This is a genomic window from Nostoc sp. NZL (genome assembly GCF_015714705.1).
In the GTDB taxonomy this organism is placed as follows: domain Bacteria; phylum Cyanobacteriota; class Cyanobacteriia; order Cyanobacteriales; family Nostocaceae; genus Nostoc; species Nostoc foliaceum_A.
In genome coordinates, this window is record NZ_WBKL01000207.1 from 1 (window position 1) to 24,225 (window position 24,225).

Below are 24,225 nucleotides of genomic sequence, written 5' to 3' on the forward strand. Positions count from 1 at the left end.
CCCGCACCCTGCCCCTCTGCCTCCCCCGGTCGGATCTGGCTAGGATTGAGTACTTTGACTCGCAGTTTGCGTCCCTATGACTCGCTGGCAACGATTTGGGACATGGTTGCTCGTACTGCCTATACCCAACTGAATTATTCTCCATTACTACTATTGGGAACTTTAGTAGGAATGCCTCTGATTTATCTAGTTCCACCTGTGTGTGTAATTCTGGGCGTAGTTTGGGGCAATTGGGCGATCGCACTTACAGGTTTATTAGGATGGTTGTTGATGGCTTTTGCTTACTACCCAACGATCCGCTTTTATAAATGTTCTCCCTGGTTAGCATTTAGTTTACCTGCGATCGCTTTTCTCTATACCCTGATGACTCTAGACTCAGCACTCCGTCACTGGCAAGGGCGCGGCGGCGCTTGGAAAGGAAGAGTTTATCCCAGTTCGGATAATTTATAGTTGGGATAAAATTGAATTTCAAAGTTGCTAGTGCTCATCTAAGATTAAAGTAAGCCGAAAGTGGTTGATTATAAAGAGCTATGACAACCGCAACACCAACAAATAATCCTGTTATTGTCCCCAAAAAGCTGCCTTTTCTGGAGTCCATTTGTTGGCAGACTGCCGATGTATATCGGTTTACTCCAGAACAAATGCTGAGTCGCTACGAGCGTGGTTGGCAATATCACAACCTATTTAATAATCTTGAGGGTGAAGAACTCAATTTTCTTCAGGAACTCGCCAGACGCTATAAATCCTGGTTGCAAGTTTGTTTATGACAGTTCTTGAATGCTTAAATTTTGACATACTTAGCAAGGGTTCTGCTGACTTCGGTGGCGGAACCCTTTTGAACAACATAATATTTTTGCTGATTTAGAAACACAAATAAAAAAACAAGAAGATTCTTAAACAGTTCATACCCAATGCCCAATGCCCTTAAATCCTTGAAGCTGTTTGTTTAGTACTAGCTGGGACAACAGACAATGGTTGAGCGGCTTTCAATACCGCATCCAGTAACCCTGGAAACAGAACCTCTAAATCCTCACGCCGCAGGATGTTAATGTGGTGTGTCCCTTCTTTGCGTGTAAAGACTATCCCCGACTCCCGCAAAATCTTGAAGTGATTGGACATCGTAGACTTAGCGATCGCAAAATCAAATTTGGCACAGCATTGTTCCCCCTCAGTCGCCAGCAGCCGCACAATCTCTAGCCGCACTGGATCGCCCAATGCATACAGCACGCCCGGTAAAGAAATATTTTTTCTATCTGGATGATAAAGAAATCTCATAGTTGCATTATCTCATCAGGTGGCATATATTTTTATTATTCGATATTATCGAATTATAGAATTAATTAGGAAGGCAATTTTATGTCATCCATTACAAATGTCACAGAAGCCACATTCAAGCAAGAAGTTTTGGAAAGTGAAATTCCGGTATTAGTGGACTTTTGGGCACCGTGGTGCGGTCCTTGCCGGATGGTGGGTCCAGTCGTCGATGAAGTTGCTGCTGAATACGAAGGACAGGTGAAATTTGTGAAGCTGAACACAGATCAAAATCCTACTGTTGCCAGCCACTATGGAATTCGCAGCATCCCGACGCTGATGGTTTTTAAGGGAGGTCGCCAGGTTGATACTGTCGTAGGCGCAGTTCCAAAAACCACCTTGAATAAGACCTTAGCACAGCATCTTTAATCTAGGTACTGTTGTGAGATGCATTTAGTTTGCAGTCTTCTCAGTTGAGTCTAATAAAGACCTAACCCCCAACCCCTTCCCTACCTCTCCCTAACCCTCTCCTCGTAGGAGAGGGAAGCGGAAAAATTTTTGTTGCTGGAAGGGGAGTAAGAATAAATATGACTCCTACTCCCGTACAGACGCGATTAATCGCATCTCTCCATAAATTCTGTTTCAACTAATGGGGAAAGAGCGAAATGGACTTGAAATTGCACGGTAAATCCGCGTTGGTGAGTGGCTCAACCGCAGGTATTGGTTTTGCGATCGCCCTTGGGTTAGCTCAAGAAGGTGCATCAGTGATTGTCAACGGTCGGTCTGAAGAACGAGTAGCTCAAGCGATCGCTAAAATTCAGCAAAATACTCCCGAAGCGAAAGTTTCTGGTGTTGTTGCTGACGTAGGCACTGCATCAGGGGTAAAGCAGCTATTTCAAAAAGTTCCTCACGTTGATATTCTTATCAACAATTTAGGTATCTATGAGCCAAAAACGTTTTTTAATATTACTGATGAAGACTGGTTAAACATATTTGAGGTTAACGTCCTCAGTGGAGTCCGTTTGAGTCGGCAATATCTGCAAAAGCAGCTAGAGCAAAACTGGGGGCGGATAATTTTTATCTCTAGCGAATCTGGTATTCAGATTCCGGTGGAAATGATTCACTACGGCACAACTAAAACAGCGCAACTTGCCATTGCAAGAGGTCTAGCAGAAATCACTGTCGGGACTGGAGTCACAGTAAACTCTGTACTACCAGGGCCAACCCGCTCAGAAGGAGTTGAAGACTTTATCACCAAGCTGGCGCAAGAACGTGGTATTAGTCCAGCAGAAGTTGAGGCTGAGTTTTTCCAAAATGTGCGTCCAAGTTCCCTAATCAAACGCTTTGCAACTAATGAAGAAGTAGCAGCGATGGTAGTTTATCTTTCTAGTCCCTTAGCATCAGCAACTAATGGTGCAGCTTTGCGGGTAGATGGTGGCGTTATTCGGTCGATTGTTTAGTATTTGAACCACATCTGTGTGCCCTACCGCGTGGTCTATTTACTGCACGCAGAATTGGATATTGAGAAAACTCTTTCCTCCGTGTGCAACTTTCTCTTAAACCAAACCCCAACCCCTTAAGAGCAAGGGAAGGGGAGCAAGAATCAAAGCCTCTGCCCCTGTGGGAGAGAGGAATGGAAGCGGGGTTCTAAGGATAAGTTGCACATCGCATGAATTTTGAATGAGTGAATTTTTAATTGGAGCAAAGTAACATGACTACTGATATAAACTTATTCTCTTCTTACCAATTAGGGAATCTAGAACTACCTAATCGGATAGTGATGGCACCCTTAACCCGAAACAGGGCAGGTAAGGGAAACGTACCACACCAACTGAATGCTACCTACTACACTCAACGCGCTTCTGCTGGACTTATTATTGCGGAAGCAACACAGGTAACTCCTGAAGGACAGGGCTACCCCGCTACACCAGGAATTCATTCACCAGAACAGGTGGAGGGCTGGAAATTAGTAACTGATGCCGTACATCAGCAGGGAGGGAGAATTTTTCTGCAACTATGGCACGTAGGCAGGGTTTCTCATCCTGACTTACAACCGAATGGAGTTTTACCTGTGGCACCTTCTGCCATTGTTCCTAAAGGTGAGGCCGCAACTTATGAGGGGCCAAAACCCTTTGTAACTCCTCGTGCTTTAGAAACATCGGAAATACCGCAGATAGTCGAGCAGTACCGTCAGGGAGCGGCAAATGCCCTAGCAGCTGGGTTTGATGGGGTAGAAATTCACTCAGCTAATGGTTATTTAATAGATCAATTTCTCCGCGATCGCACCAATCAACGTACAGATAAATATGGGGGTTCCATTGAGAATCGCGCCCGACTACTGTTAGAAGTCACAGAGGCGATAACTACTGTGTGGGATTCTAACCGAGTAGGAGTACGTTTATCTCCCAGTGGGACTTTTAATGATATGGGTGACTCCAACCCCTTGGAGACATTCGGTTATGCGGCTCAAGCGTTAAACCAGTTTAATTTGGCATATCTGCATATTTATGAAGCAACAGAGGCAGACATTAGACATGGTGGGGTAATTGTCCCCACTAGTCATATACGCGATCGCTTTACAGGTACACTCATTGTCAATGGTGGTTATACCCGTGAAAAAGGCGATGCTGTACTGGCAAATAAAGCAGCAGATTTAGTTGCCTTTGGCACATTATTTATATCAAATCCAGATTTACCCCGGCGCTTGGCTTTAAATGCACCACTAAATGAAGCAAATCAAGCAACCTTTTATGGTGGCGATGAAACAGGATATACAGACTATCCATTTTGGTCAGCTACTAATGAGCCAGTTGCTAAGGCATAATTCGTAATTCGTAATGACGCTCGCGGACTCGCTACCGCTACGCTAACGTAATTCGTAATTTAAGACTTCATGACTGTCTCTTGGGCGTGTCGTAGACAAGTTGTTGATTCTGAAATCAAGAATAATTTTTATTTTTGTTTCATGAATAAATACATTCGCTTGTATCCTAATTACGTTGGCGCAGGGGTAGCAAGTCTGTGTATCCCGGCGGGGGAGCATCTCGTAGAGAGCGTAATTACGAATTATTTGGTCATAACTAACTCAACTATCAGGAGAATCTCATGAGTCCTATCACTCAAACCCAACCTTTAGATGTACCTAGTGCGATCGCTAAACGTCGTTCCATCAAAACTTTTAAAACAGACCCCATCGCCCCAGAATTGCTCAAGCAACTGGTAGAGTTAACTGTGGCAGCGCCCAGCAGCTTTAATATCCAGGATTGGCAAATTATTCTCGTGCAAGATGAAGCGCAAAAGGCAGCACTATCAGCAGCATCATGGAATCAGCAGCAAATTGTCCAAGCACCTGTGACCTTTGTCTTTGCCGCCAATCCTAACGCAGGCGAACAAGACTTGACCCCAATTTTTGAGCGGGCAACTGAAACTGGGGCATGGAGTGAAGGCACGATAAATTATTTTAAAACCGCCGTCCCGCAATTTCAAGCTGGGCTAGGCGACAAGCGACGCGAATATGCCATCAAAGATGCGATCATTGCCGCTACCCATTTGGTGTTAGCAGCAGAAAGTCTGGGATTATCGACTTGTTTTATGAACGGTTGGATTGAGGATCAAGTAAAGCAAGTGATTGGTGCTGAGGACAATCCAGATTTAGCGATCGCTGTTTTAGTTCCTGTTGGCTATGCAGCAGAACCACGCTTAAATCCAGGTCGTTTGCCATTATCCTCCAATGTCTCTGTAGATAGAATTGGTAACCCTTATGCAGGGTAGTTCTCTCTAGTAGTCTGCCAACCCAAAATTGTTATGTGAGAGCAGGGAAAAGGGGTTCATGTTAAAGGTTAAAGGAGTAAACATCTTTTCCCTTTCCCCCTTGCCCTTTACCCCGCCAAGTTTCCTTGGCGAACTACTAGAATTGGGCATTGGGCAAAAAAATTCCGTTAGCGGGACGTTTAGCCCGTGGTGAGGGCTAAGTCAGATTCCCCACTCAACACTCACCACTCCTTATGTTGAGAGAGTTAAAATCTGTTCGACTATCTGAGATTTAATATCTTAAGTTTAATCTGATTGTACTTAAAACCCCTGAGGGGTATACACTATTTATTACTACCGTTCTTAAGCTTTTTTGTTGGCATCATCGTTGGTTTGACGGGAATTGGCGGAGCCTTAGAGTCGGTAGTGAGACAGTTAAACGGACTCAGTAATAAAGTTTGGTTGTAAAACGTTTTCGGCGCTCACTCACTCTCCAAAAAGACAGCACCTAGATTAGGTGCGGCTAAATCTATCCCTCCGTTCGTTCCAGTATTCGTAGGAAAACAAGAATTAGCGATATTCAGCAGTGTTTTCGGAGTGCAAGTAACATCAGGGGCAAACAGTGAGTAGCCGTAGACCTTTTTTCCCTGTGACACGAGTTCGTCGGTGCGAATCAGAATACCTCCTAAAATTTGGTTCGATGGAATAGTGAGTGCAGGGTTTATGGGAATTCCACGATTATTTTTGGCAGCATTGTTCAGGAAATAATATTGTGGAATCGGGTCTTGCAAGGGTGTTTTACCCCAGGTGGAAGTTGCTATTACGTAAATGGTCCCGTAGGAAGTGGGATTTCCATCTTTATCCACACTTGTAATCGCCGCAATACCGAAACCATCATGTCCAGTAGGTAATCCACGCTCGAAGACGGTAAAGTGAATTTTATTACTTGCCTTTACAGGTCTAACAAGTATAAAGTCAAGTCGCTCGATACTGGCGTTACCGTTGTAAGGTATGCCGCCTAAATTTGCACCTGTATTAGTAAAAACGTTATCTGGGCCTGCCAAGATATTGTTGATACTAAACAGCGTTTTCTCTGGAAGTGGGCCCAAACTGAGAAAGTTAAAGGTCTTAGAGGAGGAGTCGAAACTGCCTCTGTAGTAAGATAGTTTTCTGTCATCTCTAGCGGGGTTACGGCGAATCTGCACAAAAGCAGGGATTGATCTAAATGTTGTGCTGCCTCTCGTGGTTGTCAATCCTGTTATTGATTCAATTTGCCCCCCGAAGTTGAGAGTAAAAGTATTGCCTGCAAATTCGCTGTCACCTGCAACCTTGGTAATAGATATAGTAGGAAACGAAGCAGTGTCAGTAGTAATTGAAGTGATATCTTGTCCGATGATCTGAGCTTGTGCTGAGGTAAAGCACAAAAACGGGGCGATCATTGAAATCAGACAAAAAACAGGTTGAATGCTTGGGCGAAAACGGATAGGATTGCACCCAATTGCAGGTATAACGGAGTATTGCATTACACAGATTTTAATAAGTCAAATCATTATATTGATGTTAAACCTCGTCTAGGTTAAGAATTGGTAAACAAAAAGTTTTCTCCGAAGATCGGACACCAACAATTTTGTGCGTATTTCTATGACAAACTTTAGATTTTAGATTGGAGTTTTCATCGTTCAATCCCAAATCCAGCATTCAAAATCGAACATTGATTAACTTCTCATCCAAGGTAGTAGAGTGAATGTACCTCGTTCATACATAATGAACAAACCCAAGCCAATTAACACAAAAGGTACGACAGCTTTACCGTAGCGACTTAAAACATCAGCAATGGTAGGTTGACGGCTTAAAAAATAAGCGATCGCACACCAAACCCCTACCATGATAAAAAATATACTTAGAATTACTCCCAAGCTGGTAAGATCGTGACCAGCGAATAAAGGGATATATATACTAATATTGTCACCACCATTAGCGATCGTTACTGCTACTACTTTATAGGTTTGGGGATGCAAAATACTCAAAATAAAAGATAATACCGGGTTAGTATGTGTGGACTGCCTGAAATTACTACTGACTGTCTGAACTGTTGTAGTTTCTTCTTTTCTAGATACTAATTGTTGAATTCCAATTACTATTGGTAGCAGCCCTAGCAATCCTATCCATTCTCGCTGTACGACCAATCCACCAAAAAATCCTGGTAAGCTAGCGAAGATAATAGCTGCAAAACCCAGATATTGACCGAGTAAGATATGCCGCTGCCGAAAATTAACATCTATCTGTGAAAAAAATATTAACAAGATAAGGATGTCATCTATGTTAGTGGCTATGAAAGCAATTATCCCTTCACTGAAGGCTGTCCCTAGCTTACTCATGCTGGATTTTTAGAATCTACGATTTACCACCATACCAAATTAATCTTCTGGCACAACTAAGCTTTAAAATAGACAAATTAATTATTCAAGGAATTTTACCAATTTACGAGATTTATTGCAAAAATTCAAGTTTAGTGTTTACTAAAAAATAGGTTTAAAGAAAAAAGATTCGCCACTATATAAAGTGCTGTTTAGGATTTGTCTATACACTTGTTGTCGCGTATCATAAGTTAACTAGCTGCTCACTAAAAGTGTTTCAAGAATTCTCCAACCATTTGTATTCATTTCATCATTTACAAAGTCACAAAATGTATAAATGAGAGGCATAATAGAGTCTTCATCTTTTGCTCTGTAGAAACCTACTATTTTCCTTTCTTGCCTTAAGTTATACACTTGGAAGCACAAAGCTTTAATAAAATCATTTTTATTTAAAATACCTTCTATACTTAATTCACTTTTAATATTGGCATCTCCTTCAAATTCAATAGGTGAAAATATTCTTTCATTTTCTTTACCAAATGCTGAATACCAAAGAATACCACTTACTAAATTTTTGAATTTTTGATTTTGAACTAGAGGAAATATAGGAATAGAATTAACTTTCCAATCGGCAGGTATAGGGATAAGAGATAAGTCAATTAATAATATAGTTGGCCCAGCCTCAAATTGACCTTTTTTAATAAGTCGTTTGATTTTTCTTATTATGGTTTCAATGAAATCTTTTTGGCGAGAATAAAAACAATCTTGTTCTCGCTCTTTTAAAGGATTAATGGCAGTTACAGCTGTTGCTATAGCATTTCCAGCTTTTAACTGCTCTTCAATAGACACTTGGGCATCTAATCCTTGCTCCATAGCTTGAATATAATTTTCTTCTCCTCCACCAAATCCTAGTGTCTTTATCTCTATGAAAAATTCCTTATCCTCTAAATTAACTTTTAAGTCAGGTGTTTTATTTGTGTTTTCGGGAACTTTTTCTAATAAAATACCTTTGTTTTTTAATGTTAGATAAGTTGCCGCTTCACTATAATCACACAAAGCTTGCTGCAATCCTACATGATATCCGATTTCATAATTTTTTAGTCTAGTTAATATACTTTCCCTTGTTTTTCTAATAAAATCATCGTTTTCAGCAGCATCTATTTCTTGACACATATCAAGTGAAAAGGCATTTAAAAGAGGATTAATTGTAATATAATCTAAGTGATTATGTAGCAAATAAAGAATTTTTGAATAAAGCATAAGTATATTAATTGCCAGTATTGTAATCTTATGTTATTGCATAATACACAGATTATAACAAACATCATTTATCAATATACTTAAATTAACAGATTCAAAAACACCAGCTATGTCAATTAAGGATTTTACCTTAACTTAGTGCCATTCGGGCTTAAGTCGTTAAAGGTAGGTAAACTTCCGCCACAGTGTACTATAGGAATCCTAAATAATATGTGGAAAATTTTAAGTAATGTAGGCTGGACAAAGCCTACACTACGTGTATTTCAAAAATCAAATAGGAGTCCTATAGATAATTTATTTTTTAGAAGTCCCTAAAATCTAAAATTGGTATCTGGAATCAAACCTTACTCAACCACTCATTCTCCTCTGGGTCTTTGAATAGTGAGGTACTGAGGTAGCGTTCGCCGAAGCTAGGCTGTACCATGACGATCAGGCGACCTGCATTTTCTGGCCGCTGTGCCACTTGAATAGCCGCATACAACGCAGCGCCAGTAGAAATGCCAGATAGCAATCCTTCTTCTTTTGCTAGACGACGGCTGTAAGCGATCGCCTCCTCATCCGCTACCTGAATCACTTCATCCACCAGTTCTGGACGGTAAATTGCTGGGACAAATCCCGCGCCGATACCCTGAATTTTGTGAGGCCCTGATTTACCGCCTGCTAATACTGGGCTGCTGCTTGGTTCAACTGCGATCGCTTGAAAACTCGGCTTCCGTTTTTTAATGACTTCTGCAACTCCCGTAATCGTCCCACCAGTACCCACTCCCGCCACGAGAATATCGACTTCTCCATCGGTATCATCCCAAATTTCTTCTGCTGTGGTTTCGGCGTGAACTTTTGGGTTAGCCGGGTTGCGGAACTGCTGCAACATATAAGCATTGGGCGTTTGAGCTAAAATCTGCTCTGCACGACCGATCGCCCCTCGCATCCCTTCTACCCCTGGCGTTAACTCTAGTTGAGCGCCATAAGCTTTGAGCATGGAGCGTCTTTCCTGGCTCATTGTGTCAGGCATCGTTAGAATAAGATGGTACCCCTTGGCGGCCGCTACCATCGCCAGCGCAATTCCTGTATTTCCAGAAGTCGGCTCTACTAAAACGGTTTTTCCAGGGTGAATTAAGCCTGCTTCCTCCGCCGCTTCCACCATACTCGCACCAATCCGGTCTTTCACAGAAGATGCTGGATTCATGCTTTCTAGCTTCACCACAATCCGAGCAACCGCTCCTAAAGCTTGGGGAATCTTGTTTAATTGAACTAAAGGAGTTCGTCCGATTAACTCTGTGATATCTTTCGCTATCCGCATATGATTACTCCTTGGTGACTAAATATAATACATGGGGCTTTGCTGGGCGCGAGTTTCCCTTTCCTGGCACAAGTCTTGGAGTGTATAGCGACCCAAAACTTCAATTGAGGCAGCGTTGGCTTGCTCCCAAACTTCATAAACTAGAGTCTTTTCTAGAGTCGGAGAGTCAGAGGGATCTTTCTCTTTCCGCTCACCTTCGACCAAAGTGACAATTTCTAGCATTGTGATCTGCCAAGGTTCACAAACTCAAACGAAACCTCCTTTAGATCCACGTTGACTCTGCACCAAACCAGCACGCCGGAGGTTGGTCAAAATTTGTTCCAGATAGCGCTCAGGTATGGGTTGCTTGGCAGTGATCTCGCTCATGGTTAGAGGAAGTTTTTTCCCGTGGTGGCTTGCCAGTTCTAAGAGTGCTAGCAGTGCATATTCCACTTTGGAAGACAGATCCAAAAGAGCGTAGTTTTGGCTATTCAAGACTGTACTCAATATACTACGGTGAATCGGGAGACTTATCGCAGTTTATGTGAAATTAATTTTTCTCAAAGTGTGGAATGTGATAGCATCCCACTTAATTACCCACAAAAGCACTTTACACTACCAACTTACCGTAGATTGTATCTTACACAATTCCCATGAATGACCGAAGAGGCGGAGGGGCACTTTGCTCTTAGCTGGGAGAGCAATAGAAAGCCCCGTTCGCGCAGCGTCTCCAAGAGTTGCCGTGAAGCGGAGCGGAACATGGGTATCAAGCCCCGCCCTTCCAGGGCGTTCTCGATTGGTCGGAGTACAAGATCCGTTACTGCCTCCCCCCTGCTCCCTGCTCCCCGCTCCCCTGCCTCTTCTGACTCGATCTTTTTATGAGAATTATCCTGAGTTTCTGTTTTCAGAGCCTCACCTACCAACGAAAACATCAACAGAGTATGCTACTAACTGATTTGCGAACCATTTTTGAGCGTGACCCAGCAGCCCGTAACTGGCTAGAAGTATTGTTCTGTTACCCTGGATTCCAGGCGCTAGTGTTTCATCGATTGGCACACTGGCTGCATAAAATTGGAATTCCCTTCATACCTAGGTTGATCTCTCATATTAGTAGGTTTCTAACTGGGATTGAAATCCATCCTGGGGCATTAATTGGCCAGGGAGTGTTTATAGACCACGGTATGGGAGTTGTAATTGGTGAGACAGCGATCGTGGGTGACCATGCTCTAATTTATCAAGGTGTCACCCTTGGCGGAACTGGCAAAGAAAGCGGTAAACGCCATCCAACTTTAGGCTCTCATGTAGTTGTGGGAGCGGGTGCGAAGGTATTGGGAAATATTCAAATTGGCGATCGCGTCCGTATTGGAGCCGGTTCTGTGGTGCTACGAAATGTGCCCAGTAACACTACTGTAGTCGGGATTCCAGGGCGCGTAACTCGTCAGAACAACTTGTCTAGCAATGTTCTGGATCATGATAAAGTACGCGACGTAGAAGCTGAAGTCATCCGCGCTCTATTTGAACGCGTCAAGTCTCTAGAGAAACAGTTCGAGCAATTGGAACAATCAAGTTTGTCCCCAACTGAGCTTGGCGACGAACTAACCGACAACCCTAAGAGCAATAATTCTGATGGAATGATTGAAGATTTTCTTGATGGTGCAGGAATTTAAGGAATGGGGCATTGGGGACAAGGAGAATTGGGGACAAGGGGAAGGGATCTAACTTTTGTCACCTTGTCTCCCCTGCTTCCCTCTTTAAAAATACCCATAGGTTCTTAGAACCTGATATAAATATAATACTACGGTTAATTTATCGGAGAATAGTGCTATATACCATGGTGTCTTTGTACACAAGCTTATCTACTTTAGGCAGTAATAATACTAAGCAACTTTTTGCTCGTAGATCATTTCTTCCAGAGTATCAAAATGGACTCTGGAAAATTGAAACGGGTTTTGTCAGGACTTTTACCTATCTAGAAGATGGTACAACTGTAGCTCTGGGATTGTGGGGGCCTGGAGATATCGTTGGTAAGGCTTTGTCAAAATTAGAACCTTATCAAATGGAATGCCTAACTAAAGTGGAGGCAACAGTCTTACCTTTAGAGGAATGGACTCAACTAACAGAAACTCTACTTATCCATATCCAACAGGCTCAAGAATTGATGGTTATTCGTAGCCATAAAAAAGTCGATACTATGTTGATCAAGTTGTTGGCGTGGTTATCCAAAAAGTTTGGTTCAGAAGTTGAGAAGGGACGTTTAATAGATATGCGTCTGACTCATGAAGACTTGGCGGAAATGCTCGGTTCGACTCGTGTTACTATTACTCGTGTTCTTGGGCAGTTTGAGCAAGAAGGCTTAATTGATCGTCTCTCCCTGCATCGAATTGTGGTGCGAGAAGAAGAAATTTGGTACTACGAAATTTAGATTATTTCAGCAAAACCAGCTATCACCGTCAGCATTCGGCTTGCCCATCTGAGTGACTTGGCTTTTTACATAAACTGAAGAAACCAGTGATAATCTGGTTTGGGAATTGGTTTGATGATTATTTAATGCTGCCATTGGATAGTGACTATTTTATTAATTAGCGTAGGCGTGGCCCGTCGTAGACATCGCTATAAACGCTAGACAAATCCAGCCAAATCGGTAGCCCCAGTTTTTCTAAATAACTCAGGCTAGAGTGTAGTTGCTTTGTTCTCCCCCACAAATCCAAATCAAACCAGCCGTCATCTTCCGTATCGGGTTGAAGTACTGCACTAGTAATATTGACTGTTAATCCATAACGAGAAACTAACTCGGAAATCACGGGTTCTTCGTAATAAGATTTTAAGACGCACAGTTGCAAGCGCAATCGATTGGTTTGACCTAGAGAAACCCATTGCTGAAATTGTTCTTGCCATTGATTTGTCAGCCATGCAGAGTTCTTGGGACTCAATTTGCTAGCTGGATGTGGGAAAGTTAAAGAGTGTTGGTTGGGTTGAATATGGTTAGCGATCGCTAGTTGCAGCAAATTCACTCCCAATTCTTGCAAGTAAGATAGGCTATCTGTCAGTTTTTGAGGGTTTCCCGAAAGTTCCAAATCAAACCAGCCATCGCTGTCACTGTCTGATGTGAGGGATGCAGCTTTGATATTGACGGTTAAACCATAACGAGACACCAACCGGGAAATTACAGGTTGCCTGTGATACCGCTGAGGCACGAGAATTCGGCTGTGAACTGAAGCAGGTTCTACAGATTTACTCTGAGACATCAGATTAATTCCTAATAACGATGCCTAGGTTGGGCTGCGCCTACGCACTTTTTGGGTTTGGCAGAGAATTTTGCTCCCTGCGACTCAACTGTGACTGGTTGAATATTAGCCTCATAGAGATTTTCATATTTCTAGTTTTTACTAAATTACGATAACTCTATCGACTTAAAGTATTTACTTCTTATGTAAAGGACAATCTCACAAAGTACACAAAAAAGCAAACAGTAAATTCACGTAAGTTAGGATCAATTTATGTAGAGTAATTTAACGCAAAACCAATTGAGGATTTCTTGCATCTGTCTATGTGCTGATATTGTCACTATCTTGGAATCAAAACTGAAGGGTGATACTCATTACCAAGTGATTAAAGGATTCCCGAAATTAGGTTAAGTGGTGTTGTAAAAATTCTGTTAGATTTTATCTCATAGTGGACATACTGCAAGTATCAAGTCTTAATCTTTGCGGTATCTGGAAAAAATCAGACCAAATGAGAGGTTTATATTAAATATAAGGGCGTGCAGCTAACTGTACGCCCCTACCATGTGTTGATATAACTTTTACCAATCAGTTGCTTTAGTGTCATCCCAGACTTCCAACTCCAAGTTATGGAGATAAGTTAGTCCACTCTGAATTTGTGCATCTGTTCCTTGTAGTTCAAGATCAAACCAACCATCACCGACAGCATTAGCTCCCAAAATCGCTGCCGTGATATTCACAGTCAGTCCATAGTCAGACACCAGGCGAGAAATTACAGGTTCCTGATGATAGTCCTTGGGAATTTTTAGTCGAATTCGTTTATTGGTAAGTGTATTGTCACTAGTCATGATTGTCACCATCAAGGGGATTGGGGGCTGGAGGGCAAAGGAGAATAATTAATAACCGTTGGGCTGACGCTCACGGCGGAAGCCAATGCCTAATGTTCCATGCCCCATACCTAACCTATTCAACATCTTTAATGCGGGTTTTGCGTTCCAGAATTTCCTTGAGTACCAAGGTTACTACTGCTAGCAATGCTAACAGTACAGCCGCAGAGAAAGCAGCTTCGGTTTCATATTGTTTGTAAGCATCTTCTACAAACAGTGGTAGGCTCTGGGTTTGGTCAGCAATATTGCCAGATACCACCGAAACCGCCCCGAATTCACCCATTGCTCTGGCATTGGTCAAAATTAAACCGTAGAGTAAGCCCCAACGGATACTGGGCAGGGTAACGCGCCAAAATATTTGCCAATCTTTCGCACCTAAAGTTCTAGCAGCTTCTTCTTGATCCTTGCCAAATTCCTCTAAAACAGGAATTACTTCCCGCGCCACAAAGGGCATACTCACGAAGGCTGTAGCCAGCAACATACCTGGAAAGGCAAAGATAATCTTGATATCAAGTGCCTGAAGCCAAGGGCCAAACCACCCATTGCGTCCGTAAAGTAGCACAATCATTAATCCAGCAACTACGGGCGAGATGGAAAAGGGCAAGTCAATAATGCTCAAGACTACGGCGCGTCCAGGGAATTTATGACGAGCGATCGCCCAAGCTGCACATAGCCCAAATACTGTATTTAAAGGTAGAGAAATCAAGGCTAGTAACAGCGTTAGCCAAGCTGCATGGAGAAAGGCTGGTCGTGTCAGGTTGGACAGAAACGGCCCAACTCCTTTGCTGAAGGCTTGGACAAAAACGTTAATTGCCGGGATGTATTGAACTAAGGCTAAATAAGCGATCGCTATACCAATTAAAACTATTGGCACCCAACTTTTCTGCTCTTTAGGCTTGGTTGTATGTGTATCAGATGCAGATGAGTGAAAACTTGGCTTATCTAGTGTCATATCGCCTTGCCCATGCTTGTAAGAAATTAATTGCCAATAGCAGTACCAAGGAAATTGATAGTAAAACTATGCCAATTACTGTTGCACCAGAATAGTCATACTGCTCTAGCCGTTGAAAAATCAGCACAGGTGCGATCAAATCTTGATAGGGCGTATTGGAAGAGATAATCACAGTTGATCCATATTCCCCAACTGCACGGGAAAAACCCAAGGCAACACCAGTTAAAATTGTCGGAAATAAAGGTGGCAAAATCACTTTCCAGAAGGTCTGCCATTGAGAAGCACCTAGACACCAAGCGGCTTCTTCAATTTCATGTTCCATTTCCTGAAGTACGGGTTGCACAGTTCTCACAATAAAAGGCAGTGAGATAAATATCATTGCCACCGCTACTCCCGTTCGGCTGAAAGATACCTTAATACCTAGAGGTGCTAGCAGCGAACCTATCCAGCCATTATTGCTGTAAACTGTTGCCAGTGTTAACCCTGCTACCGAAGTTGGTAGGGCAAAAGGTAAATCCACTGTGGCGTCAATCAAGCGTTTTAAGGGAAAGTCGTAGCGAACCAGAACCCATGCAATGAGAGTACCAAAAATGCCATTAAGGAAGGCAGCAAATAGTGCTGTAACAAAAGTGACATTATATGTTGCTAATGCAATATCACTGGTTGCGATCGCCCAAAATCTTGCCGGAGGTTCCGTACTTGCTTTCAGAAACATGGCAACTATGGGAATAAACAACATCACCGTCAGGTATCCTATGGTGATTCGCCAAGTCCAGGGAACCCGCCCCAATTTCTTCCAGAACGGTGTTTTGCGTTCAACTTCCAAAGAAGGAGATACAGTAGTCATAGTCAAAAATTCAAAGTTTAAAATTCAAAAGAAGTTTTTTGTCAACATTCGTAATTGTTAATTCGTAATTCCTATAGGACTTGCCCACACTCTACGGATTAAGTAGCTTACTTCTCGCCATTCACGTAGCGTCTCGTAGAGAAGGCGAGAATTACGAATTACGAATTATGAATTACGAATTATTTAGTTACCTTTTCTTTTGGGATTGAATTTTGTCAAATACACCCCCATCTGCAAAGAACTTCTGATCAATTGCTTCCCAACCACCTAAGTCTGAAACTGTACCCAAAGTTTTCACCTTGGGAAATTTATCTGTAGCTGCTTTAGTTTGGGCTACTTGCTCATTTGCAGGTCTGAATCCTAATTTAACAAACTCTTCTTGTGCTTCTGGAGTATAGAGGAATTTGACAAAACCTTCAGCAACTTCGCGGTTGCCATGCTTATCGACATTTTTATCTACCACTGCGATCGGGTTGTCGATAGATATATTCACATCGGGAACGATATAGTCAACTTTTTCGCCTTTTTGTTGTGCCAGAATAACTTCGTTTTCGTAGTTAATCAAGACATCCCCTTGGCCCTGCTTGGCAAATGCATCAATGGCTTCCCGCGCATCTTTGGCCAAGATTGGCACATTGTTGTAAACCTTGGTGACAAATTCTGTAGCTTTAGCTTCATCGCCACCAGTTTTAATTACAGAGTTCCAAAGTGCCAAGAAATTCCAGCGAGCAATGCCTGACGTTTTCGGATCAGCAGTAATTATTTTTACATCATCTGACACCAAATCTTCCCAGGTCTTAATGCCTTTAGGATTGCCTGAGCGAGTGATTAGCGCCGCTACAGATTTGGAGACGATCGCATTGTTGGGAACTTCTTTCTCCCATCCTGGTTGAATCAAGCCAGCTTTCTCAATCTTTTGCGTGTCTCCAGCTAGTGCCAGGTGGACAATATCTGCTTCCAAACCATCGATAACGGCGCGAGTCTGGGAACCAGATCCGCCATAGCTTTGCTTGAAGACAACAGTTTGGTTATGATCTTTCTTCCACTGTTCTACAAACTTAGGAATGATGGCTTCGTGAGCTGCTTTGGTAACTGCAAAAGAAACGAGGGTTAGTTCAACATTACCCTTAGTTGCAGCCACAGGACTCGCAGTCGGGGCTTCCGTGGAAGAATTACTCCCAGTTCCACCGGAGCAGGCGGCAAGCGCCACACTCAAAACAGTCCCTACTAAAAATAGCGATACAAAGCTTTTGAGCCAATTGAGTCTGAACCGATTGGTTTTATGTTCAGCGTAGATGTGAAGCAGCTTGTCGTAAGACATCGCTTGTAACCTTTTCAGTGGGCGTTGCCATAAACTCATTCCATTTCCTCCATTAAATCTACAAATAATTGATGGGAATACAGTTATATAGTGTTTATAATACTGGATGATTCCATGTATATAGTTATAAACACCAAAAAACATCACATTCTTTATCAAGAATATGGTGATTCTACCAGTTCTGTGAGGAATTACAATGCTTTTATTTTCAACTATCAAGTTGCCATCACAATCTGCTACTTAATCTATCAAGCAAGTTGCTAGGGAATAGCTAATTTTTGAGGAGAGTATATTTTAGCGTAGGTGTAGCCCGTCGTAGACATCGCCTTTTTTAAACCCAGTGGAACAAAATCAAGTTATGAAAAACAAAACCCATCTAGAAAATATCTAAATGGGAAAAATATCTGATTAATTTTTGAATTCGCCAACAGGATCAGACTTTTAACTGAATACATATTTCAGAGGTAATCCGTCCTGAAAAACTAGTAATTCTCCCGGTTGGATTTGTGTCCAAACTTCGTTGTCAGTCAGGGGTGTGGTGGCAATGACAGCGACGCGATCGCGTTCAGTAGTCACCTCTCGAAAATCTACGGTCATGTCTTGGTCAATTAAATGGGCAGCTGCAAAGGGTGCTTGGCGGACAATGTAGCTGAGTTTGGTTGAGCAATAAGCAAAAAAGTGTACTCCATCTGATAATAAGTAATTAAATATACCTATTTTTGCAATTTCATCACTAATTTCTTGCAGTACAGGATATAGTTTTTTGATGTCAGGCTTACCCTCAGGAAAGCGCGATCGCAATGTTTCTAGCATCATACAGAATGCTTTTTCACTATCGGTATCACCTACGGCTTGATAAAAGCCCAAATTTTCTGGTTCAAAATCTGGCAAATTACCATTGTGGGCAAACACCCAATACTGACCCCACAATTCTCTGCGGAAAGGATGGCAGTTGTGTAGGGCAACTTCACCCTGAGTGGCTTTACGGATATGGGCTATGACATGGGTTGAGTGGATAGGATAACTCCGCACCAACTCCGCGACAGGAGAAGCAACAGAAGGTTGGGCATCTAAAAACATCCGACATCCCTTTCCTTCAAAGAAAGCAATGCCCCAACCATCGCTATGATCATCCGTTTTTCCTCCCCGTGCAGAAAACCCTTCAAAAGAAAAGCAAATATCCGTTGGAACATTGCAGTTCATTCCGAGCAATTGGCACATGGATGTTGTAGCTCTCAATTTTTGACTAAGGCCTCAGGATCAAGATACTTCAGAATGCTGCATTGATTCTGGAGCGATCGCTTCAATCTTGGAATTTCATGGGGATTGGGTATTGGGGACTGGGGATTGGGGACTGGTCAACAATCAATAGTTCTTCTTCCCCCACTCCCTCATCTCCCTCATCTCCCCTGTTGTGCTGTTAAGATTTCTTAACGAATTACGAATTACGAATTACGAATTAAGAATTACGAATTACGAATTATCTTAAAGCATTTGCTGTAAATATTGCTCATAGCCTAATTCTTCTAGTTTTGCTTGCTTTGCAATTACTGATTCACATAGAGTTTGGCGATATTGTTGAACTCTTTCTAGTAATTCTGGCTGCTGAGTTGCGAGGATTTGTACTGCTAAAAGTCCGGCATTTTTGGCATTACCGATCGCCACTGTTGCCACAGGAATACCCGCAGGCATTTGTAAAATAGAATACAAAGAATCCACACCTTGTAAGTTCCGCGTGGGTACAGGAACACCGATAACAGGAAGTGGAGTTAAAGACGCTACCATCCCAGGCAGATGGGCAGCACCACCGGCACCAGCAATAATTATCTTAATACCGCGTTGGTGTGCAAGTTGAGCATATTGCACCATCCGTTCTGGGGTACGGTGAGCAGAAACGATCGCCACTTCGCTTTCAACGCCAAATTCTTCACAAACTGCGATCGCATCTTTCATGGTGGGCAAATCGGAATCGCTGCCCATGATAATACCAACTAAGGGAGTCATAGAATTTTGGATTTTGGATTTTGGATTTTGGATTAATAGCCGATGGTTCCATCTAAAATCGGGTCAGGTTTAATTATTCCTTAGCCCGTGTGATGACCCAAGCAACACAAAATCCTGTAGATATTATCAATGCTAGAGTGCCTGGTTACAAAGATTTACAGATGCTCTTGGTTAACCAAGAGGGCATAATTGAGCAAATCTTGCCAATGGTTACAACAGAGGCGCACAGCCGTGCATCCATAATAGATGTTGCTGGCGACTGGATTTCATTGGGTGGCGTTGATTTGCAAATTAACGGTGCGTTGGGTTTGGCATTTCCCGATTTGACTGCTGAAAATGCTCACTTGCTGGCGAAAATCTCACAATTTTTGTGGGATGTCGGGGTAGATGGATTTCTACCGACACTTGTGACAACTTCAGTAGAAAAGATTCAGCGATCGCTTGCTATTCTTGCTGAGGTTCTGCCCAATCAACAAGCTGGTGCCAAGATTCTTGGAGTACATCTAGAAGGCCCATTTTTAAATTTCCAAAAGCGCGGCGCACATCCAGCAGAGTATTTGTTACCTCTAACAATTGATCAGATAAAGCGGGTTTTGAGTAATTATGCTCATGTTGTGAAAGTCATTACCTTAGCGCCGGAGTTAGATCCCACTGGTGAAGTAATTCCATATTTGCGTTCTCTGGGAATTACAGTCAGTTTAGGACATTCTCAGGCAACAGCAGCCCAAGCACAACGTGCCTTTGACGAGGGTGCAACAATGGTAACCCATGCTTTCAACGCCATGCCGGCATTACATCATCGTGAACCAGGATTATTAGGGGCAGCAATTACTCATCCTAATGTGATGTGTGGTTTTATTGCTGATGGCCAGCACGTTTCGCCCACGATGCTGCAAATTTTACTTCGCGCTAGCTATCAAGAAAAAGGGCTATTCCTGGTCAGCGATGCCCTTTCACCTCTGGGGCTACCCGATGGTGTATATCCTTGGGATACTCGCCAAATTGAAGTTAAAAACGGCACTGCACGACTACCAGATGGCACCTTATCAGGGACAACTTTACCGTTATTGGTGGGAGTACAGAATTTGGCCAAGTGGGGAATTTGTGACGTAGAAAGTGCGATCGCTTTAGCGACTAATGCACCGAGAAAAGCGATTGGTTTACCAGTAATTGCCAAGAGTCAACCCGCTAATTTACTACGCTGGCATTGGGATGAAAATACAAAAGAATTAACTTGGCAACGTGTTCTCACCAAGGCGGCGGAAAGCCCACTTGCTTGGGGTGTCAGGGATAGCCGCCCCGCCGCCATTAACTGTTAACCGTCAACCGTCATCAGTCATCAGTCTTTCGTGTTATCCCACCCCCTAAAAAGGGATGGGATGAGCTTAAATGCAGAGATGGTAAAGAAGGCAGGAGGTTGGAATTTATCTGTTGGTATCAACCCTATCTAAATCTAATTACCAAAGTCAGGAAAAGGGAAAGGTTTTATTATCCCTTTCCCTTTAACCTGAGTGGAGTCGAAGCTTTAATTACGAATTACGAATTACGTTAGCGTAGCGGTAGCGAGTCCGCGAGCGTCATTACGAATTAGTAATTATTATGCAGGGTTCGGTTGGGTTCGGCTTTGAAGTAGCTGGATAATTGCAGCTTTTTCTAAAATTCCAACTAGGACACCATTTTCACGAATCACGGGAAGCACAGATAACTTTTGTTGTTCAAGTACCTGCATAACTTCCAGCAGAGGTTGATCAGATTGAACTGTGGTAGATTCGGCAATTGGTCGCATGACTTCTTTTACTTGAGTTTCTGACCACAATGCTGTGGGGATGCTTCGTAAATTATCAACTGCGATCGCACCTACTAATTGTCCATCATCGTCAGTCACTAAGAATCGATGCCAGTTTTGTCCACTTATGACCCGCTCATCGGCAAACTCTCTTAGGGTAAGATTACCAGATACAATCGGGCTATCATGAGTTACAGCATCTTCGGCTGTCAAACCTGTGAGTTTTTCTTGCACTCTGGCAAATTGAGCCGCATTACCAGCATTTTGCAACAAGAAGAAGCCAATTAACAAGTTCCAGAAGTTACCGAAGCTGCCAAATAATAGTAGGGGAACTACACCTGAAAGAATTGCTACCCAACCAAAGATTTGTCCAACTCGACTAGCAAAGGTCACACCTTTATAAGGATTGCCTGTAATTTTCCAAACAATGGCTTTCAGTATATTCCCACCATCTAAAGGTAAGCCAGGAATGAGGTTAAACAGGGCTAATGCCAAGTTAACAGAAGCTAGAACACCAAGAATTGCAGCTAACGGCCCTGATGCAGTAGTAGTAACACCAATAACTGTAACGATACCGCACAGTAGTAAACTTACTAGAGGGCCAGCGATCGCTACCCAAAAAGCCTCACCTGGGGTTTTTGACTCTTTTTCTAAGCTAGCTAAACCGCCAAATATAAACAATGTGATAGATTTGACATCAATACCCTGACGAATCGCAACAAAACTGTGGCCTAATTCATGAGCGACGACAGAGGCAAATAACATCAGCGCTGTCATCAGTCCTAATAGCAAAGCTAATCCCGCAGACAATTGGGGAAATTGTGCCGCCAGTCCACTGCTATAGCTCCAAGTTACTAAACCCAGAACTAAAAACCATGACGGATGGATATAGAAGGGTATTCCGAAGAGATTACCAACGCGAATTGTGCCATTCATGTCGTTCACCTTTGATTTCAGCTTCGAGAGGTTTGCTTTCGTCCTTCTCGATGTCTTTAGTGTAACGAAATGTTAAGAGCTTTTAATCTTTCTGACGGTAGTGGTGTCCGTCCGTAAAGGTGCGGTTATTGGTAATATTGGGAGCATCCCAAGCAACTCTCACTGCCTCTCTATAGTTACATCAGGCAGGCGGCTCCACTCATTCCAAGAGCCATCGTAATTCCGGACATTCGGATAGCCTAATAAATACTTCAAGACAAACCAGGTATATCCAGAACGCCCACCGATGGCACAGTAGGGAAACACTTCCTTATCAGCCGTAATGCCCTTACTGGTATAAAGATTTTTCAATTCGTCGAATGATTTAAAAGTTCCATCCTCATTGAGAGTTAAGATATGCTCAAGATGGACTGCACCTGGAATATGTCCAGTAAGTTGATCTGCTTTTGGTGGCTGATCGAAAAACCACTCGCCACAGTATTCTTGAAGTGTTCGGACATCTAACAACACGCAATCGCTTCGACCAATTGATGCTTTAACTTCATCATGTAATACTCTCAGACTAGCATCAGTAGCTTTGGCTCGGTAATCAGTAGCAGAAAACGTGGATAACTCAGTTGCTAGCGGACGACTTTCTGACTTCCATTTCTGATAGCCGCCATTGAGAACTTTTACATTCTTATGCCCAAAGACTTGCAACAACCAGAAAATCCAGGCTCCGGTTCCAGGATAACTGCCATAGGCAATCACTGTCGTGTCATTGGTGATGCCTGAACGTGCCATCAGCTTCTCAAAAGCTCGCGCATCCCAATTCATTTTAAAATCGGGCAATAGTAAGTCTTTAAAAATGTTCCAGAAAATAGCGCCAGGTATGTGAGCATTTTGGTATGGCTCTGGACTCATATCCACTTCGATAATGCGGATGTTGGGATCGTTGAGATGATTTGTAAGCCACTGGGTATCAACAAGAACGGATGGATGAGCGTATTGAGACACTTGTATTTCTCCTGTAATAGCGCGAAAAAAATTGAAAGTTGTGTTTACTCTTCGGATTTAGTCTTGGTTGTGCTTGGGAAATACGATATGCGATGTCCGATGAACTAGGGTTGTGGAAATAGAGAATAAGGAAAAGCCGATAAGTGGGTGGAAGACTGCTAAAGGAAAAGAAGTCTTCAAGTGAATTGTGAGAAATTGCAGTCCAAGTAGCACTGGGATACTTGCTGTAAGGCTCTGGACTCTTGGGGGAAACGGCATCAAAAACACCCATATCGACAAAATTAGTGAGAGTCCGCTATATCCTCGCACGAGCCAAATATGCAGGTTCCACCAATCAGAGTTGTAAAAGTAAGCCAGTCCAACACTGAATACTTGGGTTGCTAAACAGAGATTGAAAAACACTGCTGCGATAAAAAAACTAATTTGAATCCAGCGCTTGGATATCTGTGTATCATCAATGCCAGAATTTACAGTCATGGTTAAGTAATCCAAAAAAGCAAACAAAGCAAAAGACTTGATGTGACTAAAGATAAGATAGGTCTGGTTGCTATACTGCGCCTAGACCTCGAACGGGTACAATTTGCTAATCATGATTGCATTACAAACTCTATTTCATGCAATTGCTCAAGCTAAAAATGAACAGACATTGCGATCGCACATATCCGCAGAAATGAGTGAGTATTTTTCAGCTACACGATGTGGGCTGTTTTTCTTTGCCCAAATTTCTCTACTTGACAGCAATATTCAAAAAGTACTGCAAATTGCATTATCACCCCAATACAATCCAGTTGTGCGCTACTTGGTAGAACGCCATGCCCCTGTTCATGAAGCTTTAGTAGTGGAACCTAAGACATGGCAGTTGATTTGTCCTCGTGCTGACCACTGGCACGTCATGGCAGGGCCAATTGTCAGCAATGGTCAGTTAGTGGGCGTGGTAGGTTGTACCCGTGAGCAAGGAATGCCTGCATTCGACTCACAAAATCTCACAGATTTAAGTGCGCTTTGTCTGCACATTTCTACTTGGGTAGCAATGACGCGATTGCAACAACCACTACTATTACAGACAGAGCGTTTAACGCCTCGTGAAATGCAAATTGCTTCCTTGGTGGCTCAAGGACAAACCAATGCAGAAATTAGTGCTGAACTTTGGATTACTGAAAACTCTGTCAAGCAAGCCTTAAAAAGAATGTTTCGGAAGCTTGAGGTTTCATCTCGTGCTCACATGGTTGCAAAGCTTTCCACAGTTTCAAAATAAATGCTCTATGCTAAACATTTCTACCAAAATTCAACTGAAATGGCTGAAGGGGAAAAGGAAAAGGTTTTGAATACATCCTTTACCTTTTCCCAAACTACAAGGAAGGTGAAGATTACTTATCCG

Annotated in this window: 25 protein-coding genes and 2 pseudogenes; 10 read left to right on the plus strand and 17 right to left on the minus strand. The window is 42.7% G+C overall.

Annotated elements, in window-relative coordinates:
- Together F8R90_RS30360 and F8R90_RS30365 are read left to right on the plus strand one after the other, a co-directional pair.
- Positions 1 to 450: pseudogene (locus F8R90_RS30360) on the plus strand (glycosyltransferase); the annotation flags it as partial.
- An 80-nt stretch (positions 451 to 530) separates the two neighbouring features.
- Positions 531 to 767 (plus strand): hypothetical protein, encoded by a 237-nt coding sequence (locus F8R90_RS30365; protein WP_196513766.1) that lies wholly within the window; start codon positions 531 to 533, stop codon positions 765 to 767.
- A 157-nt stretch (positions 768 to 924) separates the two neighbouring features.
- Here F8R90_RS30365 and F8R90_RS30370 read toward each other — a convergent pair whose 3' ends face one another.
- A complete protein-coding gene (locus F8R90_RS30370) occupies positions 925 to 1,275 on the minus strand; it encodes an ArsR/SmtB family transcription factor (RefSeq protein ID WP_190895860.1) in 351 nt (116 codons plus the stop codon).
- An 81-nt stretch (positions 1,276 to 1,356) separates the two neighbouring features.
- Here F8R90_RS30370 and trxA point away from each other — a divergent pair, with 81 nt between their 5' ends.
- From trxA to F8R90_RS30390, 4 genes are all read left to right on the plus strand, one after another.
- Positions 1,357 to 1,680 carry a thioredoxin gene (trxA, locus tag F8R90_RS30375; protein WP_012412473.1) on the plus strand — a complete coding sequence of 108 codons (324 nt, stop codon included), beginning with the start codon at positions 1,357 to 1,359 and terminating at the stop codon, positions 1,678 to 1,680.
- A gap of 236 nt (positions 1,681 to 1,916) precedes the next feature.
- The gene (locus F8R90_RS30380; protein WP_196513768.1) at positions 1,917 to 2,711 is read left to right on the plus strand and encodes an SDR family NAD(P)-dependent oxidoreductase; all 795 of its coding nucleotides are present in this window, start codon (positions 1,917 to 1,919) and stop codon (positions 2,709 to 2,711) included.
- A 251-nt stretch (positions 2,712 to 2,962) separates the two neighbouring features.
- A complete protein-coding gene (locus F8R90_RS30385; RefSeq protein WP_196513770.1) occupies positions 2,963 to 4,075 on the plus strand; it encodes an alkene reductase in 1,113 nt (370 codons plus the stop codon).
- Positions 4,076 to 4,356: 281 nt separating this feature from the next.
- The gene (locus F8R90_RS30390) at positions 4,357 to 5,022 is read left to right on the plus strand and encodes a nitroreductase family protein (protein ID WP_196513772.1); all 666 of its coding nucleotides are present in this window, start codon (positions 4,357 to 4,359) and stop codon (positions 5,020 to 5,022) included.
- 461 nt (positions 5,023 to 5,483) lie between these two features.
- On the opposite strand, the gene F8R90_RS30395 is transcribed toward F8R90_RS30390, so the two are convergent.
- The 5 genes and pseudogenes from F8R90_RS30395 to F8R90_RS30415 form a co-directional block, all read right to left on the minus strand.
- Positions 5,484 to 6,440: a hypothetical protein gene (locus tag F8R90_RS30395; RefSeq protein ID WP_230967140.1), complete on the minus strand. Its 957-nt coding sequence runs from the start codon at positions 6,438 to 6,440 to the stop codon at positions 5,484 to 5,486.
- Between the two features lie 276 nt (positions 6,441 to 6,716).
- On the minus strand, positions 6,717 to 7,379 hold the full coding sequence (locus F8R90_RS30400) for a cadmium resistance transporter (RefSeq protein ID WP_196513776.1): 663 nt from the start codon (positions 7,377 to 7,379) through the stop codon (positions 6,717 to 6,719).
- A 234-nt stretch (positions 7,380 to 7,613) separates the two neighbouring features.
- On the minus strand, positions 7,614 to 8,618 hold the full coding sequence (locus F8R90_RS30405) for an enoyl-CoA hydratase/isomerase family protein (RefSeq protein ID WP_196513782.1): 1,005 nt from the start codon (positions 8,616 to 8,618) through the stop codon (positions 7,614 to 7,616).
- A gap of 337 nt (positions 8,619 to 8,955) precedes the next feature.
- A complete protein-coding gene (cysK, locus tag F8R90_RS30410; protein WP_196513784.1) occupies positions 8,956 to 9,918 on the minus strand; it encodes a cysteine synthase A in 963 nt (320 codons plus the stop codon).
- 18 nt (positions 9,919 to 9,936) lie between these two features.
- A pseudogene (locus F8R90_RS30415) lies at positions 9,937 to 10,419 on the minus strand (RrF2 family transcriptional regulator).
- Positions 10,420 to 10,838: 419 nt separating this feature from the next.
- Here F8R90_RS30415 and cysE point away from each other — a divergent pair.
- Positions 10,839 to 11,564, plus strand: a complete 726-nt coding sequence (cysE, locus tag F8R90_RS30420) for a serine O-acetyltransferase (RefSeq protein ID WP_230967155.1) — start codon at positions 10,839 to 10,841, stop codon at positions 11,562 to 11,564.
- A gap of 164 nt (positions 11,565 to 11,728) precedes the next feature.
- Positions 11,729 to 12,319, plus strand: coding sequence for a Crp/Fnr family transcriptional regulator (locus tag F8R90_RS30425; protein WP_196513805.1), 591 nt, complete (start codon positions 11,729 to 11,731; stop codon positions 12,317 to 12,319).
- Positions 12,320 to 12,325: 6 nt separating this feature from the next.
- On the opposite strand, the gene F8R90_RS33610 is transcribed toward F8R90_RS30425, so the two are convergent.
- The 8 genes from F8R90_RS33610 to purE form a co-directional block, all read right to left on the minus strand.
- The gene (locus tag F8R90_RS33610) at positions 12,326 to 12,454 is read right to left on the minus strand and encodes a hypothetical protein (RefSeq protein ID WP_269141817.1); all 129 of its coding nucleotides are present in this window, start codon (positions 12,452 to 12,454) and stop codon (positions 12,326 to 12,328) included.
- A gap of 22 nt (positions 12,455 to 12,476) precedes the next feature.
- Positions 12,477 to 13,142, minus strand: coding sequence for an NIL domain-containing protein (locus F8R90_RS30430; protein WP_196513807.1), 666 nt, complete (start codon positions 13,140 to 13,142; stop codon positions 12,477 to 12,479).
- 557 nt (positions 13,143 to 13,699) lie between these two features.
- Complete coding sequence (locus F8R90_RS30435) at positions 13,700 to 13,966, minus strand: NIL domain-containing protein (RefSeq protein WP_196513809.1); 267 nt, start codon at positions 13,964 to 13,966, stop codon at positions 13,700 to 13,702.
- A 115-nt stretch (positions 13,967 to 14,081) separates the two neighbouring features.
- Positions 14,082 to 14,957: a sulfate ABC transporter permease subunit CysW gene (gene cysW / locus F8R90_RS30440; protein ID WP_196513811.1), complete on the minus strand. Its 876-nt coding sequence runs from the start codon at positions 14,955 to 14,957 to the stop codon at positions 14,082 to 14,084.
- Positions 14,944 to 15,804, minus strand: a complete 861-nt coding sequence (gene cysT / locus F8R90_RS30445) for a sulfate ABC transporter permease subunit CysT (RefSeq protein ID WP_196513813.1) — start codon at positions 15,802 to 15,804, stop codon at positions 14,944 to 14,946. The genes cysW and cysT overlap by 14 nt, the downstream gene beginning before the upstream one ends.
- A gap of 187 nt (positions 15,805 to 15,991) precedes the next feature.
- The gene (locus F8R90_RS30450) at positions 15,992 to 17,164 is read right to left on the minus strand and encodes a sulfate ABC transporter substrate-binding protein (protein WP_196513815.1); all 1,173 of its coding nucleotides are present in this window, start codon (positions 17,162 to 17,164) and stop codon (positions 15,992 to 15,994) included.
- 402 nt (positions 17,165 to 17,566) lie between these two features.
- Positions 17,567 to 18,346 carry a class II glutamine amidotransferase gene (locus F8R90_RS30455; RefSeq protein ID WP_196513816.1) on the minus strand — a complete coding sequence of 260 codons (780 nt, stop codon included), beginning with the start codon at positions 18,344 to 18,346 and terminating at the stop codon, positions 17,567 to 17,569.
- A 264-nt stretch (positions 18,347 to 18,610) separates the two neighbouring features.
- Positions 18,611 to 19,129, minus strand: coding sequence for a 5-(carboxyamino)imidazole ribonucleotide mutase (purE, locus tag F8R90_RS30460; protein ID WP_196513817.1), 519 nt, complete (start codon positions 19,127 to 19,129; stop codon positions 18,611 to 18,613).
- A gap of 92 nt (positions 19,130 to 19,221) precedes the next feature.
- Between purE and nagA the strand changes: the two genes are divergently transcribed.
- A complete protein-coding gene (nagA, locus tag F8R90_RS30465) occupies positions 19,222 to 20,448 on the plus strand; it encodes an N-acetylglucosamine-6-phosphate deacetylase (protein ID WP_196513818.1) in 1,227 nt (408 codons plus the stop codon).
- 278 nt (positions 20,449 to 20,726) lie between these two features.
- On the opposite strand, the gene F8R90_RS30470 is transcribed toward nagA, so the two are convergent.
- The 3 genes from F8R90_RS30470 to F8R90_RS30480 all read right to left on the minus strand — a co-directional run bounded on the left by F8R90_RS30470 (position 20,727) and on the right by F8R90_RS30480 (position 23,324).
- Positions 20,727 to 21,851 (minus strand): site-2 protease family protein, encoded by a 1,125-nt coding sequence (locus F8R90_RS30470; RefSeq protein WP_196513819.1) that lies wholly within the window; start codon positions 21,849 to 21,851, stop codon positions 20,727 to 20,729.
- Between the two features lie 159 nt (positions 21,852 to 22,010).
- Positions 22,011 to 22,847 carry a sulfurtransferase gene (locus tag F8R90_RS30475; RefSeq protein ID WP_196513820.1) on the minus strand — a complete coding sequence of 279 codons (837 nt, stop codon included), beginning with the start codon at positions 22,845 to 22,847 and terminating at the stop codon, positions 22,011 to 22,013.
- A gap of 57 nt (positions 22,848 to 22,904) precedes the next feature.
- Positions 22,905 to 23,324, minus strand: coding sequence for a DUF6220 domain-containing protein (locus F8R90_RS30480; RefSeq protein WP_196513821.1), 420 nt, complete (start codon positions 23,322 to 23,324; stop codon positions 22,905 to 22,907).
- Between the two features lie 112 nt (positions 23,325 to 23,436).
- On the opposite strand from F8R90_RS30480, the gene F8R90_RS30485 reads away from it, so the two are divergent.
- Positions 23,437 to 24,102 carry a LuxR C-terminal-related transcriptional regulator gene (locus F8R90_RS30485; protein ID WP_196513822.1) on the plus strand — a complete coding sequence of 222 codons (666 nt, stop codon included), beginning with the start codon at positions 23,437 to 23,439 and terminating at the stop codon, positions 24,100 to 24,102.
- The last annotated feature ends 123 nt before the right edge of the window (positions 24,103 to 24,225 follow it).